At 71.3% G+C, this 15,770-nt stretch carries 17 protein-coding genes; 4 read left to right on the top strand and 13 right to left on the bottom strand.

Annotated elements, in window-relative coordinates:
• From gspL to gspG, 6 genes are all read right to left on the bottom strand, one after another.
• Nucleotides 1-1,289, bottom strand: a 1,289-nt coding sequence (gene gspL, locus KAK06_RS13960) for a type II secretion system protein GspL (RefSeq protein WP_210802735.1), incomplete at its 3' end; no start/stop codon positions are given.
• 124 nt (nt 1,290-1,413) lie between these two features.
• The gene (gene gspK / locus KAK06_RS13965; RefSeq protein ID WP_210802736.1) at nt 1,414-2,388 is read right to left on the bottom strand and encodes a type II secretion system minor pseudopilin GspK; all 975 of its coding nucleotides are present in this window, start codon (nt 2,386-2,388) and stop codon (nt 1,414-1,416) included.
• Nucleotides 2,385-3,023: a PulJ/GspJ family protein gene (locus KAK06_RS13970; protein ID WP_210802737.1), complete on the bottom strand. Its 639-nt coding sequence runs from the start codon at nt 3,021-3,023 to the stop codon at nt 2,385-2,387. Before KAK06_RS13970 ends, gspK begins: the two co-directional genes overlap by 4 nt.
• Before the next feature lies 1 nt (nt 3,024).
• Nucleotides 3,025-3,381, bottom strand: a complete 357-nt coding sequence (gene gspI, locus KAK06_RS13975) for a type II secretion system minor pseudopilin GspI (RefSeq protein WP_210802738.1) — start codon at nt 3,379-3,381, stop codon at nt 3,025-3,027.
• Nucleotides 3,382-3,385: 4 nt separating this feature from the next.
• Nucleotides 3,386-3,865, bottom strand: coding sequence for a pilus assembly FimT family protein (locus KAK06_RS13980; RefSeq protein ID WP_247652867.1), 480 nt, complete (start codon nt 3,863-3,865; stop codon nt 3,386-3,388).
• Nucleotides 3,849-4,289, bottom strand: a complete 441-nt coding sequence (gene gspG, locus KAK06_RS13985; protein ID WP_210802740.1) for a type II secretion system major pseudopilin GspG — start codon at nt 4,287-4,289, stop codon at nt 3,849-3,851. Before gspG ends, KAK06_RS13980 begins: the two co-directional genes overlap by 17 nt.
• Nucleotides 4,290-4,346: 57 nt before the next feature.
• Between gspG and KAK06_RS13990 the strand changes: the two genes are divergently transcribed.
• Nucleotides 4,347-4,970, top strand: coding sequence for a hypothetical protein (locus KAK06_RS13990; RefSeq protein WP_210802741.1), 624 nt, complete (start codon nt 4,347-4,349; stop codon nt 4,968-4,970).
• A gap of 22 nt (nt 4,971-4,992) precedes the next feature.
• On the opposite strand, the gene KAK06_RS13995 is transcribed toward KAK06_RS13990, so the two are convergent.
• The 7 genes from KAK06_RS13995 to KAK06_RS14025 all read right to left on the bottom strand — a co-directional run bounded on the left by KAK06_RS13995 (nt 4,993) and on the right by KAK06_RS14025 (nt 12,514).
• The gene (locus KAK06_RS13995) at nt 4,993-5,679 is read right to left on the bottom strand and encodes a hypothetical protein (RefSeq protein WP_210802742.1); all 687 of its coding nucleotides are present in this window, start codon (nt 5,677-5,679) and stop codon (nt 4,993-4,995) included.
• Between the two features lie 55 nt (nt 5,680-5,734).
• The gene (locus KAK06_RS14000; RefSeq protein WP_210802743.1) at nt 5,735-6,598 is read right to left on the bottom strand and encodes a patatin-like phospholipase family protein; all 864 of its coding nucleotides are present in this window, start codon (nt 6,596-6,598) and stop codon (nt 5,735-5,737) included.
• The gene (locus KAK06_RS14005; protein WP_210802744.1) at nt 6,595-7,206 is read right to left on the bottom strand and encodes an OmpA family protein; all 612 of its coding nucleotides are present in this window, start codon (nt 7,204-7,206) and stop codon (nt 6,595-6,597) included. The genes KAK06_RS14000 and KAK06_RS14005 overlap by 4 nt, the downstream gene beginning before the upstream one ends.
• Before the next feature lie 170 nt (nt 7,207-7,376).
• Nucleotides 7,377-9,098, bottom strand: a complete 1,722-nt coding sequence (locus tag KAK06_RS14010; RefSeq protein ID WP_210802745.1) for a M14 family zinc carboxypeptidase — start codon at nt 9,096-9,098, stop codon at nt 7,377-7,379.
• Between the two features lie 71 nt (nt 9,099-9,169).
• Nucleotides 9,170-10,708, bottom strand: coding sequence for a malonate--CoA ligase (locus tag KAK06_RS14015; protein WP_210802746.1), 1,539 nt, complete (start codon nt 10,706-10,708; stop codon nt 9,170-9,172).
• Between the two features lie 19 nt (nt 10,709-10,727).
• Nucleotides 10,728-11,507: an enoyl-CoA hydratase/isomerase family protein gene (locus KAK06_RS14020; protein ID WP_210802747.1), complete on the bottom strand. Its 780-nt coding sequence runs from the start codon at nt 11,505-11,507 to the stop codon at nt 10,728-10,730.
• Nucleotides 11,508-11,518: 11 nt separating this feature from the next.
• The gene (locus KAK06_RS14025) at nt 11,519-12,514 is read right to left on the bottom strand and encodes a Bug family tripartite tricarboxylate transporter substrate binding protein (RefSeq protein ID WP_210802748.1); all 996 of its coding nucleotides are present in this window, start codon (nt 12,512-12,514) and stop codon (nt 11,519-11,521) included.
• Nucleotides 12,515-12,644: 130 nt separating this feature from the next.
• Here KAK06_RS14025 and KAK06_RS14030 point away from each other — a divergent pair, with 130 nt between their 5' ends.
• The 3 genes from KAK06_RS14030 to KAK06_RS14040 all read left to right on the top strand — a co-directional run bounded on the left by KAK06_RS14030 (nt 12,645) and on the right by KAK06_RS14040 (nt 15,766).
• Entirely contained in the window at nt 12,645-14,120 is a 1,476-nt protein-coding gene (locus KAK06_RS14030; protein ID WP_210802749.1) for a sigma-54 interaction domain-containing protein, read from the top strand.
• Nucleotides 14,117-14,500, top strand: coding sequence for an MAPEG family protein (locus tag KAK06_RS14035; RefSeq protein WP_247652868.1), 384 nt, complete (start codon nt 14,117-14,119; stop codon nt 14,498-14,500). The genes KAK06_RS14030 and KAK06_RS14035 overlap by 4 nt, the downstream gene beginning before the upstream one ends.
• A 75-nt stretch (nt 14,501-14,575) precedes the next feature.
• On the top strand, nt 14,576-15,766 hold the full coding sequence (locus tag KAK06_RS14040) for a substrate-binding domain-containing protein (RefSeq protein WP_210802750.1): 1,191 nt from the start codon (nt 14,576-14,578) through the stop codon (nt 15,764-15,766).
• The last annotated feature ends 4 nt before the right edge of the window (nt 15,767-15,770 follow it).

A 15,770-nucleotide genomic window follows, 5' to 3' on the forward strand; every position in this document is an offset into this window, starting at 1 on the left:
GGTCCGACGGGGCCGGGCGGGCGCGCTGCCGGCGCGGCCGCGGCGGGCGGGGCGCGGCGCGGGTCAAGGCGGCCGATGACCAGGCGGCCCGGCGCGGCCTCGGCGTCCAGGCCGAAGGGCTGCAGCCGGCTGCGCAGGCCGTCGATCTCGGCCGGCGTCCAGCCGGCGCTGGCCAGCGTCAGGCTGCCGGGTTCGAACTTGATCGAGTCGGCCGGGCCGCGCGACGGCGGCCAGGCGGCGTCCACCGCCTGCAGCATCGGCTCCAGGTCGGTCTCGCCGGGGCGGCCGGCGCTGGCGCGCAGCAGCTCGATTTCCTTTTGCATCTGCACGCCGGGATCGATCACGGCGCGCACATGCGGGAAGCTGCCCTGCAGCAGCGAGGCCATCGCGGCCTTCTGACGGGTCAGCGCCTGGCGCTGCTGCCAGGCCCAGGCGTTCAGACCCAGCAGTTGCACGGCGACCAGGGCCACCAGGCCCCAGCGCACCGGACGCCAGGCGCGCTCGCTGCGGAAACGCCGCCAACCATCGCGCAGCAGGCGGCTGCCGCGGTGCTGGGGCGCCAGGTCGAACTGGCGCAGATTGCCGTCCCAGGCGACGGCGGCCAGGGTCAGATCGGTGGCCGAGCGGGCGGCCACGGTTTCGGCGTCGAGGTGGGCCAGCGGCTGGGCACTGTCGCCCGCGGCGCTCCAGCGCACCGAGGCGCCGGCGCTGCGGCCGGCCACCCAGGCACGGGCGCCGCCGCCATGCAGCGGCAGGCAGGCCAGGCCGTCGGGGTCGCGCCAGGCCAGGGTCTGGCCGCCCGGCTGGGCCGGGGCGTAGGCGTGGCCGGCCGGCTCGCCGTTGGGCGCCCAGGCCGGCACCACGCGGTCTACGGTGGCGCCGCCGGTTTCCAGCGCCGCCAACTGGCCGCGCAGCCAGCCGCGGTGGGTGACCGCCACCCAGCCGGGCTCACCGGCCTTCCAGCCGGGCGCCAGCGCCAGGTGCAGGTCGGCCTCGTCCTCGAGCAGTGATTCTTCGAGCAGGCCGGCCAGCGCCGCGCGCAGGCGGGCCGCCGGGGCCTTGGGGATGGGCAGGCGGTGCCAGGACAGCGCTTCAGGCGGCAGCACCGCCACCACACTGCCGGCACGCGGCAGCCGGGCCACGGGATCGCGTCCCTGGCGGGTGAGCTGCCGGGCATCGCTGGCCAGCACCCAGTCCCACTCGGGGTCGGCGCCGTCGGTGGGCGCCGACGCAGGGGCCTGCACGGACAGCCGGGGCGGGGCCGGCAAGAGGACGATCAGAATGGACATGGAGGGAATTCGGGGCCGCGAGGCGCAGGGTACGTCGGAGCGCAGCCCCGGGCCGCACCCTGACCAGCTTTGTACCGCATTATGGTGTCGCCCCGGTGGGTGGCATCGCTCGCACGGGGGACGGTCATGATTCTGGGGGGAGGGTCTCGCGGCGCATCACGACCACATCCTGGCCGCGCCGCATCACCAGGCTGCGTTCGCGCAGCACGAAGCTGTCATAGCGCAGCTCGCCCAGCACCTCGAAGTACTGCGAGTTGACGCCCAGCAGCTTGTCGGAGAGTTGCATGCGCTCAGGCAGCAGCTTCTTGGCGTCGGCCAGGGAGGCGAAGCCGCCGCTCAGGCGGGCCCGCAGCAGGCGCTCGGCGGTGGCGCGGTCCAGGCCCTCGACGGCGGCCATCAGCACCTCGGGCGGGGCGGTGTTGAGGTTGATCCTGCTGGACGCGGGCAAGATCGCGACAAAGGGCTCCAGCCGGCGGATGGTCTCACTGTCCAGGCCCAGCCAGGCCAGTTGCTCCATGCGCATCGGCGTCAGCGGCGAGCCGGGGGCGACGCGCTCGGAATCGTCGATCTGGTCCTCGGCCAGCGAGGCACCGTTCATGCCGTCGGCGATGCGCGTGGCCACCTCGCGCGGCAGGCCCAGGGTGTCGCACAGGCGCTGCATCAGCTGCAGCTGCAGGTCGGCGTCCTCTTTTTCGTCCTGCACCAGGTTGCGCAGGTTGTAGCGCGACTGGGCGTCGGTGATGCGGCCGGTCAGGAAGGCGTCCAGGCCGCTGCTGTCTGCGCTGTTGTTGCGGTCGGCCGCCAGGAACTCGGACAGGCGCACGTCCTGCAGCGGTGTGGCCCAGACCTCGTCGAGCGAGTCGATGTTGCGGTGCTTGGTGTCCTGCAGGTCGGTGCGCAGGATCAGCCGCGCCCAGTCGACGGCGCCCTGCACCAGCCAGCTGGCCTGGCTGCGCGCGCGCTCGGCGCCCTCGACCTCGATGGCCTGCCACTGTTGCCAGACCATGCCGGCGGTCAGCGTGGCCACCAGCGTGACGATCAGCATGGCCAGCAGCAGCGCGGCGCCGCGCTGGGTGGAGCGCAGGAGGGCACGTGTCATGGACGCAGCACGATGTCGCGGGTGAGCGGGCCGGGCGGCATCTGCAGCAGCAGGCGCACGCCGCGGGGCAGCAGTTCGCGGTCGAAGTCGGGCGGCGGGTCGTTGTCGCCCTGCTTGACGGGCGGCACCGGCGCGGTGTCACCGGTGGATTGGGCGTTGGACCAGTTGTTGTCGGTCAGGCGCCAGTAGTAGACCTGCCAACTGTCGACATCGCCCAGCATGCGCAGCGCGTCGCCGCTGATCGCGCTCCACTGCTGGCCGCGGATCCACCAGTCCTGCATGTCGCGCACCCGCGTCACCGGCGGCGAGGCCCAGCGCCACAGCTGGCGGTCCTGCAGCGTCCAGACCACGAACTGCAGGCCCTCGGGCGTGCGGCGCGTCAGGCGCAGCGCGGCGCCGTCAAAGCGCAGCGAGGGCGCCGCGGCGCTGTCCTGGATCTGGTTCAGGTCCTGCTCCCACTGGGCCAGCACATTGCTCAGACGCAGCACCTGCGCACTGGCCTGCTGCGCGCCCTCGCGGCTGCGCGCCAGCGCGTCGATGCCCTGCCAGGCCATCCCGGCCAGCACCGCCATGACGAACAGCGCCACCAGCACCTCGACCAGCGTGAATCCGCGCGATGAGCTGGACGGTGCCACGTCAGTACCTCGGGATGATCACTGACAGCCGCACCAGCGGCTGGCCCTGGTCGTCGGCCACGCCCAGGTCGACGATGCGAAAACTCGGGTTGAACGAGGCCCGCACCTGCTGCTTGAGCTGGAAGCGCCGGCCCATCAGCGTGCACTCGTCGTCGACCTGGCCGACGTCGGGGAACAGCTTGGTCAGGCGCATCGTCGACAGGCGGTTCTCGGCGCACCACTGCGCCATCATCACGTCGCCCAGGCGCTGCGAGTTGTCGAGCAGGGCACCCCCGGCGCGGCTGCCAGCGGCCAGCGCGATGGCGACGATGGCCACCGCCACCAGCACCTCAACCAGCGTGAAGCCGCGACTGCGCATGGCCTCAGCGCGCCGCCAGGGCGCCGCTCTCGAGCACGGCGAAGGGTGCCAGGCCGTCGGTGGCCAGCACCACCTGCCGGTCCTCCAGGCGCAGTGCCACACGCTGCGCGCCGATCACCGGCTCGGGACCCAGGCGCAGCAGCGGCGCGCCGATCACCTCGGCGCGGGTGCGCGCATCCAGCCACTGGGTGGGCAGGCCGGCGCGCTCGCCCAGGCCGGTGAACGCAAAGCCGTCGCCTTCCTCGCGCACCGGCAGCCAGTTCACCGGCTGCCCGGTGGCGCGCGAGCGGGCGCGGGCGGCCTCGAACAGCGCCGACAGGCGGGCCGCCTCTTCCTCGAGGCGGCTGGCATTGGCGTCGCGCAGCGCCAGCACCGCCACGCCCGTGGCCACCGCGATCAGCGCGACGACGATCATCAGCTCCAGCAGCGTGAAGCCGCTGGTGCTGCGGCGCTGCAGCCGGGGCGGCTTACTGCCAGGAGCCAATATCGGCGTCCTTGCCTTCGCCGCCGGGCTGGCCGTCGGCGCCCAGCGTGAAGACATCGATCTCGCCCTTCACGCCGGGGTTGGCGTACTGGTAGGGGCGGCCCCAGGGATCGGCCGGCAACTTCTCGACGTACTTCTTCCAGTTGGCCGGCGCCGGGCCGGCGGTGGGCCGCGCCACCAGGGCCTCCAGGCCCTGCTCGGCGGTGGGGTAGCGCTGGTTGTCAAGCTTGTACAGCTTGAGCGCCTGCATGAGGTTGCCGACGTCGGTGCGTGCCGCGGTGACACGGGCGTCATCGGCGCGGTCGAGGATGTTGGGCACCACCAGCGCGGCGAGCACACCGATGATGACCAGCACCACCATCAGCTCGATCAGGGTGAAACCGCGCTGGACCAGGCGGCGGGCGTTGAACAGGGGGTGCTTCATGGGCGGAGGGCTCGTGCTGCGGGATCGCTGGATGATAATCGTCGGATGCGGACGCGATTGTTAAGCCTTGCCGTCTGGGCGCTGGTGGCCCTGGCCGCCACGTTCTGGGGATTGAAGCTGGGCGCCGGCGGACCGGCCCTGCCCGCGCACGCCCAGGCGCCGGTGCGCGGCCTGCCCGGTGGCGGCGATCTGCACCGCCTGCTGGGCAGCAGCGCGGTGGCGGCGGCTGACGAGGAAGAAGACGAGGTTTCCGGCGACGACTCCATGCAACTGCTGGGCGTGGTGGCGCCGCGCGGTGCCGAGCATTCGCCGCAGGGCGTGGCACTGATCTCGGTGGGCGGTCAGCCGGCCAAGGCCTTCCGCACCGGCGCCGCGGTCACCGAGGACCTGGTGCTGCTGGCCGTGGGGCGGCGCACGGCGTCGCTGGGGCCGCGCGGCGGCCCGGCCGACACCGAATTGCGCCTGCCCGAGCCGGTGCGCAGCAGCGCGCCGGCGGTGGCCGGCGGCTTCCAGCCGCGGCCCATGCCGGGGCAGCCGGGCGCCGTGCTGCAGCCCGGTGGCGTGGTCCAGCCCGGCGCGGCCATCCGACCGATGGGTCAGCCGGCCGAGCCCGGGCGCGTGGCGCAACCCGGCCGCGCCCCGGGGGCCAATGGCACGGACGACGACGAAGACGAGGAGTGAGCGCGCCTCGCGGCCGGCCGGCTCAGCGCGCGCAGCGCGACGGCAGCGGCGGCACCCAGTCCCAGCCGTAAGGCCCGTCGCGCAGCTGCAGCGCCAACGCCGGTGTGCCGCGGCAGCTCCATTGCAGACGGGCTGCGGCGCCGTCAGCGCGCCAGCCCACGAAGGCCAGGCGGCCGCCCGGCGAAGCCTCCTGCCGCAGCAGCACGCGCCAGCGTGATTCCACCCGTCCCAGCAGCACCACCACCGGCTGACCCTCGGCCAGCGTGCCGGTGCTGATCAAGAGCCGACCGCCAGGCGCAGGCCAGGCGGGGCCGGGCAGGGTCAGCGGTGGCGCGCCCTCGCCGGCCAGTCGGTAGGCCGGGGGCTGAGCCGGCGCAAACTCGACCAGCAGCTGCAGGCCGCTGTCGCCCAGCGGGCCCAGCCAGCGGGTGCCCGGCGAGCGTGCCACCTCGATCGGCGGACTCAGCTGGAGCTGGCCCGATTCGCGGCGGGCCAGCTCGGCATGGGCTTGCAGCGCGCGGTGTTCCAGGCGTTCGGCGCAGTCGGGGGTGAGGGGATCGGCGCAGCCCTCCAGCAGCGGATGGCCTGCGGCCTGCAGTGCGGTGCTGAGGCTGGCGCTGAACAGAACGATCGCCACCGCCCGGCCCACGGCCGACCGCCAGCGCGCGGGGCGGCGGGTTGAGGAGCGGGGCAGGCGCAGCGTGGCCACCACACCATGGTAGGCCCAGCCTGGGCCGCCCGCCAGCGCCTGTGGCGCAGCGGCCTCAGCCGCGGCGCGGGCGTGCCACGCCGCTGTCCAGGCGCTTGCGCAGCACCGGGATCAGCGGCTGGGCCGCCTCGTAGCCGGCCTGGATCATCTCGCGGCGGGCGCCGAAGTCGCTGCTGGCGAACTGGGCGGTGTCCGGGCGAACCACCAGGTCGGCCTGCAGCGCTTCCTGGTCGGCCAGTGCCCGGCCCATGATCTCGAAGGACTGCAGGATCACCTCGTAGAGGCCGCTGAGCTCCTGGCGCCGCGGGCGCGCCGCCACGTCCACCGCCAGCACCAGCTCGGCGCCCAGTTGGCGCGCGGCGCGCACCGGCAACGGCGAGACCAGGCCGCCGTCGACCAGCTCGCGCCCCTGCACCATCGGCGGCACGAAGACCCCGGGGATGCTGCACGAGGCGCGCACGGCGTCGGCCACCGGCCCCTGGCGCAGCAGCACCAGCTCGCCGCTGCGCAGGTCGGTGGTGACCGCGGCGAAGCGGGTGCGCAGCTGCTCGATCTGGGCGCCGCGCAGGCGCTCGGCAACGATGCGCGCCAGCGCTTCGCCGGCCAGCATGCCGCGCCGGCCGGCGCTGGCGAAATCCGCCACATCGGCCTCGCGCACCTGCAGGGCGAAGGCCTCCATTTGCGCTGCGCTCCAGCCGGCGGCCAGGAAGGCGCCGACCAGCGCACCGGCGCTGGTGCCGACGACCAGATCGGCGGCGATGCCCGCCTGCTCCAGCGCGCGCGCCACGCCGATGTGGGCCAAGCCGCGCGCCGAGCCGCCCCCCAGGGCCAGGGCCAGCCGGGGCCGCGGCTGAGCGCTTGCCGGCAGCGCCAGCGCCAGCGCGCCCGCGCCCAGCAGCGCGCGTCGCGACGGGCTCATCGCGGCGCGGCGGCGTCTGCCGCCTGCACGCGGCCCTGCTCGATCAGGCCGCGCAAGCGCGCCCAGGCCGACTCGAAGGCGCCCGCAGGCTCGTTGGCGGTGAGTGTGGCGAGCTGTTCGCCCAGCACCACCAGCTCCACGCGGCGGTTCAGGCGCTTGCCGTCCTCGGTGCTGTTCGACGCCACCGGCCGGCGGAAAGAGAAACCTGCGGTGTCCAGGCGCGCGGCGGGCACGCCACGGCTGCTCAGCGCGTCGGCCACGGCGCGCGCACGCGCCAGCGAGAGCTGCTCGTTGAGGGGGGCGCTGCCATCGGTGTCGGTGTGGCCTTCCACGGCCACCCGCTTGTCGGTCTTGGTGAGCAGCAGCTGCGCCACGCGGTCCAGGAAGGGAGCGGCTTCGGCGGCCTGGAAGCTGGCTTGGCCCGACTCGAACAGCACGCTGCCGGGCAGCACGATCTGCACGCCGCGCTCGGTCTGGTCGACGGCCAGCACCGCGCCGCGATAGGGCGTGTCGGGCGCTGGGGCCGGTGCGGCCGGTGGCGTGGACTGGCAGGCGGTCAGCAGCAGGCAGGCGCTGAGCGCGGACAGGGCAGGGCGAAGACGCGGCATTCGGCAGGCAGACGGCAGCAATGGACAGCCGCACTCTAGGCAGCCGCGTGCCCGCCCGCGCCACCCAGACGGGGCGGCGCGGGCAGCCTGTCACGCAGGCGGCGGCCAGCGTCGGGGCGGGCCGACGCCCGTGCCGATTTGTGCACGGGCGGCGCCGGGCCGCCCAGGCCTCACTGGATGTCCAGGAAGATCGCAGTCACCGGGCCGGTATCGCCCTTGACGTTGGTGCCTTCAACCCACACCAGGTGGCGGCCCGGCGTCAGAGCGCCGGTCGGCAGGCTGACGTTGACGTTCTCGGTCTTGCCGTCAAAGGCACCATCGGTGGCGGCCATGGGCAGTGCGGTGGCACCTGGCGCCCAGGGCGGCACGTCGACGTAGGCCTTGGCCGAGGCGATCTTGGGCATGGCCTGCTTGCCGTTGGCGGTGCTGAGCCGCTTGGCGTCGATCTTCGCGCGCAGCGTGACCGGCGTGCCCGGTGTCACGTTGTTGGCGCTCAGGCTCAGCGACAGCGCATCCGGGCCGGAGGGCAGGATGTAGGGCGCGCGCACCACCTTGGCGGCGTACATCAGCGCGGCCAGGTTGCCCGCCTTGATGGCCGGGTAGCTGGCGCAGCTCTGGAAGAAGTTGTTGCCCATCTCGAAGGTGTAGGCCGCCACGCCCAGCTCGCCGTAGCTGACGCCGTCGGTGGTGCCGTCGGTGGGGTACAGGCCGATCGACTGGTCGGGGAAATGCCCATTGAGGTAGGCGAAGCGCCGACCCAGGGTCTGCAGGTCGTCGGCATTGCCGGTCCTGGTGGCCGTCGAGCCCCAGGGCCACAACACCAATTGACCGTAGCTGTGGATGTCGATGTGGATGCCGCTGGTGTCGCGCGGTGCGGCATCGCCCACAGCGGTCCCGCGGCGGTCGGGCCACAACGAGCGCACATAGGCCTGCATGGCCTGGGTCTCGGGCTCGGAGCCGGCCGACGGGCCACGGTAGGTCTCAGCGCAGGCATTGCTGCTGGACCCCTGACCGTTGGTGATGTTCCAGTTGAACGTGAAATTGCGGTTCAGGTCGGCGCCGCGGTTGTTGCTGTTGACACCGCAGTAGTTGCGGTTGGTGTTCTTGCGCCACAGCAGCCCGGTCTCGGCCTTCTTGCGACCGTCGGGGTTGGTGTGCAGCAGCAGGTGGACCTCATGGTGGTCGAGGATCCAGGTGGCCTCGGGGTCGGTGCCGTGGCCGTTGACCAGCTGCTGCGCCAGCGCCAGCGCAGTGGGCGCGGTGACGTACTCGCGGGCATGGATGGCCGAGTTGACGAACAGCTTGGGCTTGTCGCCGCCGATGGCCGAATTGGTCAGCTTCAGCACCTTGAGGTCATAGCCACCCAGGCCATTGGCCTTCTCCCAGCTTGAGCCGATCGCGATGTAGCTGGCCAGCGTGGGTCGGGCGGTGACCAGGGCCTGGGCGGCGGTCTGGGTCTCCTCGACGGTCTCGTAGCAGCTGTAGCCGGGGATGGACTCGGTGCCCACCTCCTGCGCGGCGCTTGTGCCCAGGATGCGCGGGCTGGCCTGGCGCGACAGCGCGTCGAGCTGGCGCTGGCGCAGCGCGGCGAAGTCGTCCGCCGGTTCGATGCGGCGCGCATGCGGGCGCAGCTTGGCCAGTTCCTCGTCGTCGAGCTGCATCACCAGCACGGCCTGCTTCCAGTGGCCGTCGACCACCGCCTCGTGCAGGCTGATCATGGCCTTGCGTGCAGTGGCGCTGTCGGCGAAGCTGACGCGGTAGTAGCGGGCGGTGGCGCGCTCTGCATCGGCCTCGGACTGCCACTGCGCGCGGCTGTCGGCGGAAATCGGGTGGGCGCCGGCCAGCAGGGGCAGCAGCAGCGCGGCGATCGCGGTCAGGGTTTGGCGCGACATCGGCAGTCTCCTTGATGGGAAGTGCGCGATGCTACGACGCGGCCTGCGCCGCGCCAGCCCCTAGGAGCGGCTCAGGCGAACAGCCCGCGGTGCTGCTCGCGCAGCAGGTTCTTCTGCACCTTGCCCATGGTGTTGCGCGGCAGCTCGGGCACCACGAAGACCTGCTTGGGCACCTTGAAGTTGGCGATCTTCGACTTCAGTTCGGCGACGATGGCGACACCATCCAGGCTCATGCCTGCTTTGGGCACCACCACCGCCACCACGCCCTCGCCGAAGTCGGGGTGCGGCACACCGATCACCGCGCTCTCGGCCACGCCGGGCATGTCGTTGATGAAGCCCTCGACCTCGGCCGGGTAAACGTTGTAACCGCCGGTGATGATCAGGTCCTTGCTGCGGCCGACGATGGTCACGTAGCCATCCGCATCGCGCTGGCCGACGTCGCCGGTCTTGAACCAGCCGTCGTCGGTGAACTCTTCCTTCGTCTTCTCGGGCATGCGCCAATAGCCGGCGAAGACGTTGGGACCATGCACCTGGATGCCGCCGATCTCTCCGGCCGGCAGGTCCTGGCCGGCATCGTCGCGGATGCGCAGGCCCACGCCCGGCAGCGGGAAGCCCACGGTGCCGCCACGGCGCTCGCCATCGGCCGGGTCGCAAGGGTTGGAGGTCAGCATGATGGTCTCGCTCATGCCGTAGCGCTCGAGGATGGTGTGGCCGGTGCGCTGCTGCCAGTCGGTGAAGGTCTCGATCAGCAGCGGCGCCGAGCCGCTGATGAACAGGCGCATGTTCCGGCAGGCCGCGCGGTCCAGACCGTTCTCGGCCAGCAGGCGCACATACAGCGTGGGCACGCCCATGAAGACGGTTGCCTCGGGCAGGCGCGCCAGCACCGCCTTGGGGTCGTACTTCGCCAACCAGATCATCTTGCTGCCGTTGAGCAATGCACCGTGCGAGGCGACGAACAGGCCGTGCACATGGAAGATCGGCAGCGCATGGATCAGCACGTCGCCCGCTTGCCAGCGCCAGTAGTGCTTGAGCACCTGGGCATTGCTGGCCAGGTTGCGGTGCGACAGCATCGCCCCCTTGCTGCGGCCGGTGGTGCCGCTGGTGTAGAGGATGGCCGCCAGCTCGTCACTCTCCTTGAAGGCGGGCGTGTGCTCGTCGGCCTGGAAGGCGGCGCGATCGAGCAGCGTGCCCGTGCGGTCCTCGTTCAGCGTGAAGACATGGGTGGTGCCGGCCGCAAAGGCGATGCGGCTGACCCAGGTGAAGTTCTTCTGCGTGGTGACGAACACCGCCGGCTCGGCGTTGCCGATGAAGTACTCGATCTCGGCCGCCTGGTAGGCGGTGTTGAGCGGCAGGTAGACATGGCCGGCGCGCAGCACCGCCAGGTACAGGATCAGCGCTTCGACGCTTTTCTCGGTTTGCACCGCCACACGGCTGGCCGGCGGCAGGTCCAGCGACTCCAGCAGGTTGGCGATGCGGGCACTGGCGCGGTCCAGGTCGCGCCAGCTGTAGTACAGCGGTGCGCCGGGGCCGTCGGCGGTCTCGATCGCGCAGGCGTCCAGATCGGCCGGGAAGTGCTGGCGCAGCGTGACGAAGAGGTTGTGGTTGAGCATGGGTCGTTGTCCTGGTCCGTCAGCGGAAGACCGCCGGGCGCTTCTCGTTGAAAGCCGCCAGCCCCTCGCGGTGTTCGTCAGACGGGGCGTAGGCGTAATGGGGTTCGCGCTCGGCGCGGTGGCTGGCCTGCTCGCGGTGGGCGAACTGGCGCAGCGCGCGCTTGTTCAGGCGCATCGCCTGCGGCGACAGGCGGGCGATCTGGCGCGCGCTGGCCAGGGCCTCGGCGGCCACCTCGGCATCCGGCACCACGCGGGTGAGCAGGCCGCGGCGCAAGGCCTCGTCGGCACCCAGCACGCGGGCTTCCAGCAGCAGCTCGCGCAGCACGGTCTCACCCACCACGCGGGCGACGATCTCGATCTCGGCCGGCGCCATCGGAAAGCCCAGCTTGGCGATCGGCACGCCGAAGCGGCTGCCCTGGCCAGCGATGCGCAGGTCGCAGCAGCAGGCGATCTCCAGACCGCCGCCGATGCAGGCGCCGTCGATCTGCGCCACCAGCGGCACCTCCAACGCCAGCAGGGCCCACAGCGCGGGCGCGACGATCTCCTCGTGGAAATGCGCCAGCGTGTCGGCCTGGAAGCGGAAGGCGGGGAATTCCTCGATGTCGCCACCGGCGACGAAAGTGCCGCCCTCGCCCTGCACGATCACCGCGCGCGCCGCGCTGGCCTGCAGCGCCTCGGCGTGGGCGCGCAGTTCGCGCCACATGGTGGTGTCCAGCGCGTTGAGCTTGCCGGGGTGGGCAATCGTCAGGCGGGCGATGCCGTGGGCATCGGCCGCGTCAAGTCGAACATGTCCGGTCATGCCGGCAAGTATCAGTCGAGTTTGGCCCCCGAGAGCTTGACCACCGAGCCCCAGCGCTTGATCTCGTCATTCACGAACTTGCCGAAATCGTCGCCCCACAGCGTGGGCAGGGTGCTGCCCAGGCCAGTCCAGGTGGCTTTCAGCTCGTCGGAGCCCAGGGCTTTCTTCAGCTCGGACTGCATCTGCTCGACGATCTCGCGCGGCGTGCCCTTGGGCGCCCACAGGCCGTACCAGGTGGCGACCTGGTAGGTGGGCACCGAGCCTTCGGCCGCGGTGGGAATGTCCGGGAAGCCCGGCGCGCGCTGTGCCGAAGCCACTGCCAGGGCCTTGATGCGGCCCGACTTGATGTGCGCCGCCGAGCTGCCCAGGCCGTCGAACATCAGGTCGACCTGGCCCGCCATCAGGTCCTGCAGCGCCGGGCCGGCGCCGCGGTAGGGGATATGGGTGATGAAGGTCTTGGTCTGCAGCTTGAACAGCTCGCCCGCCAGATGGTGCGACGTGCCATTGCCGGCCGAGCCGTAGTTCAACCGGCCAGGGTTGCGACGCAGGTAGTCCAGCAGACCGGGCAGATCGCGGGCCGTGACCTTCTGCGGATTGACCACGATGACCTGCGGAACGCTGGAGATCAGGCCCACGGGCACGAAATCGCGCTCCAGGTCGTACTCCAGCTTCGGGTACATGGCCGGGGCGATCGCATGGTGCACCGCGCCCATGAAGAAGGTGTAGCCGTCGGGGGTGGCCTTGGACGCCAGCGTGGCGCCCAGCGTGCCACCGGCGCCGCCCTTGTTGTCGATGATGAACTGCTTGCCCAGCTTGTGGCTCAGGTGGGCGGTCAGCGGCCTGGCGAAGGCGTCGGTGCCGCCACCGGCCGGGAAGGGCACGACGATGGTCACCGGCCGGGCGGGCCAGCTGCCCTGGGCACGGGCAGTGCCCGGCAGGCCGGCCAGCAGGGTCGAGCCGGCGGCTGCCGCCAGCAGGGCACGGCGATCGGTGTCGATCGGGGGCATGGAGTCTCCTGTCGTGTGGTTCTGGTCTGGATCCTAACGGCAGCCCGGGTGCGGCTTGCCGAGGCGTTTCCCCGAGCCGGGGGTGACTGGATATCAAACACGAGGTGTCTGAAATCGATACACTGGCTCGATGAGCCTGCCCGCCAGTCACCTGCCGCGCTCCGCCGAAGCGGTACTGGAGCTGGCCGCGCGCACGATGTTTGACACCCTGGCCCAGGCCGCCCAGGGCATGCTGGTGGTGGACCGGCGCCACCGCATCGTCTGGATCAGCGAGGGCTACAAGCGCTTCCTGCCGGCGCTGGGCTTCGAGCGCGAAGACCAGTTCGTCGGCAAGCGGGTCGAGGACGTGGTGCCCAACACCCTGCTGGCCCAGGTGATCGACACCGGCCAGCCGCTCCTGCTGGACCTGCTGACCAACAAGGCCGGCACCTTCCTGGTCAGCCGCCTGCCGCTGCGCGACGAGCTGGGCCAGGTGATCGGCGCGCTGGGTCTGGTGCTGCTGGACCACCCTGAAACCACCATGCAGCCGCTGATGACCAAGTTCAGCCGGCTCACCGAGGAGTTGGCCGACGCGCGCCGCCAACTGGCCGCCGAACAGGGCCGCCGACGCCGTGCCAAGCACACCATCGCCAGCTATGTGGGCGCCAGCCCGGCGGTGCTCGAGCTCAAGCGCCTGGCGCGCCGCGCCGCCGCCAGCGATGCCACCGTGCTGCTGCTGGGTGAGACCGGCACCGGCAAGGAACTGCTGGCCCAGGCGATCCACAACGCTGGCCCGCGCGTCGCGCGGCCCTTTGTGGGCGTCAACATCGCCGCCGTGCCGGACACGCTGCTGGAGGCTGAGTTCTTTGGCGTCGCGCCTGGCGCGTACACCGGCGCCGAGCGCAAGGGCCGGCCCGGCAAGTTCCAGCTGGCCGAGGGCGGCACCTTGTTCCTCGACGAGATCGGTGACATGCCGCTGCCGCTGCAGGCCAAGCTGCTGCGCGTGCTGCAGGAGCAGGAGGTGGAACCGCTGGGCAGCAACACCGTGGTGCCGCTGGATGTGCGCGTGATCGCCGCCACCAGCCGCGACCTGCCGGCGATGGTGGCCGCCGGCCAGTTCCGCGCTGACCTGTATTACCGCCTGCATGTGCTGCCGATCCGCGTGCCGGCGCTGCGCGAGCGCCTGGACGACCTGGACGCGCTGGCCGAGCACCTGCTGGACGACATTGCCCGCCGCGACGGCTTGCCGCCGCGCAGCCTGGCCGCCGACGCGCTCGACTGGCTGGCCCGCCATGACTGGCCGGGCAACATCCGCGAGCTGCGCAATCTGCTCGAGCAGGCCAGCCTGGTCAGCGACGAGCGCCTGCTGGGCGCGCGCCACCTGCGCCCGCTGCTGGCGATCGACGAATCACGACCGCTGCCCACTGTCCGGCGTCCGGACACGGCGCCCGAGGGCCTGACCCTCCCGGCTGCGGTGGCGGCGCTGGAGCAGCGTCTGATCACCGAGGCCCTGCAGGCCACCGGCGGCAACAAGCTGGCCGCGGCGCGGCGCCTGGGCATTGCCCGCGCCACGCTGTACGAGAAACTCGCCCACCTGAACCTTCCCCCCACCCGGAGCCCTTCATGACCATGACCGCCGTTCACCTGGTTGCCATCGCGGCGCTGCTGCAGTACTTCGTCTTCAGCAGCATCGTCGGCTGGGCACGTGGCCGCTACCGTGTGGCGGCGCCGGCCGTCACCGGCCACGAGGTCTTCGAGCGCCACTACCGCGTGCAGATGAACACGCTGGAGATGCTGGTGATGCTGTTGCCGGCGCTGTGGCTGGCCGGCTCGTTCTGGTCGCCCACCGCTGCCGTCATCGGGGGCCTGGTCTACCTGGTGGGCCGCGGCGTCTATGCCCTGAGCTATGTGCGCAACCCGGCCAGCCGCAGCGCCGGCTTCGCACTGAGCATCGGCCCGACGCTGACGCTGTTGATCGGCGCTGTGGTCGGTCTGCTGCGCGCCTGACCCGGGTTTGTCCTGTGCCCGGCGGGCACGGGCGTTGCAATCCTGTCTCCATCTCTTTCGGACACTGGAGACACGATGACCCTGCGTCGCCTCACCCTGGCCGCCGCCGCGCTGATCGCGCTGGGCGCCACTGCCTTGCCCGCTGCCGCGGCCGGCGAGATCCGCATCGCCCACATCCACAGCAAGACCGGCCCGCTCGAGGCCTACGGCAAGCAGACCGCGCTGGGCTTCAAGATGGGCCTGGAGTACGCCACCAACGGCACGATGCAGGTGGCCGGCAAGACCCTGGTGCTGATCGAAAAGGACGACCAGGGCAAGCCCGACCTGGGCAAGAGCCTGCTGGCCGCCGCCTATGGCGACGACAAGGCCGACATCGCGGTGGGCCCGACCTCGTCGGGCGTGGCGCTGGCGATGCTGCCGGTGGCCGCCGAGTACAAGAAGATCCTGCTGGTCGAGCCCGCGGTGGCCGACTCGATCACCGGCGACAAGTGGAACAAGTACATCTTCCGCACCGGCCGCAACAGCAGCCAGGATGCGATCAGCAACGCGGTGGCGCTGGACAAGCCCGGCACCGTGATCGCCACGCTGGCCCAGGACTACGCCTTCGGCCGCGACGGCGTCAAGGCCTTCAAGGACGCGATCAAGACCGCCAAGGTGGTGCATGAGGAATACCTGCCCACCAACACCACCGACTTCACCGCTGGTGCGCAGCGCCTGATCGACAAGCTCAAGGACCAGCCCGGGCGTAAGCTGATCTTCATCATCTGGGCGGGTGCCGGCAACCCGTTCAAGATCGCCGACCTGGACCTCAAGCGCCACGGCATTGAGATCGCCACCGGCGGCAACATCCTGCCGGCCATGGCGGCCTACAAGAACTTCCCCGGCATGGAAGGCGCCAGCTACTACTACTTCGGCATCCCGAAGAATCCGGTCAACGAGGCGATGGTGGCGCAGCACTACAAGCAGTTCAAGCAGCCGCCCGACTTCTTCACCGCCGGTGGCTTCAGCGCCGCGATGGCGGTGGTCACCGCGCTGAAGAAGACCAACGGCGACACCGCCACGCCCAAGCTGATCAGCACCATGGAGGGCATGAGCTTCGACACCCCCAAGGGCACGATGACCTTCCGCAAGGAAGACCACCAGGCCATGCAGAGCATGTACCACTTCAAGATCAAGGTGGACCCGGCCTTTGCCTGGGGCGTGCCCGAGCTGGTGCGCGAGATCAAGGCGTCCGAGATGGACGTGCCCATCCGCAACAAGCGCTGAGTTG

Origin of the sequence: Ideonella aquatica (assembly GCF_018069755.1) — a bacterium.
Classification (GTDB): domain Bacteria; phylum Pseudomonadota; class Gammaproteobacteria; order Burkholderiales; family Burkholderiaceae_C; genus Ideonella; species Ideonella aquatica.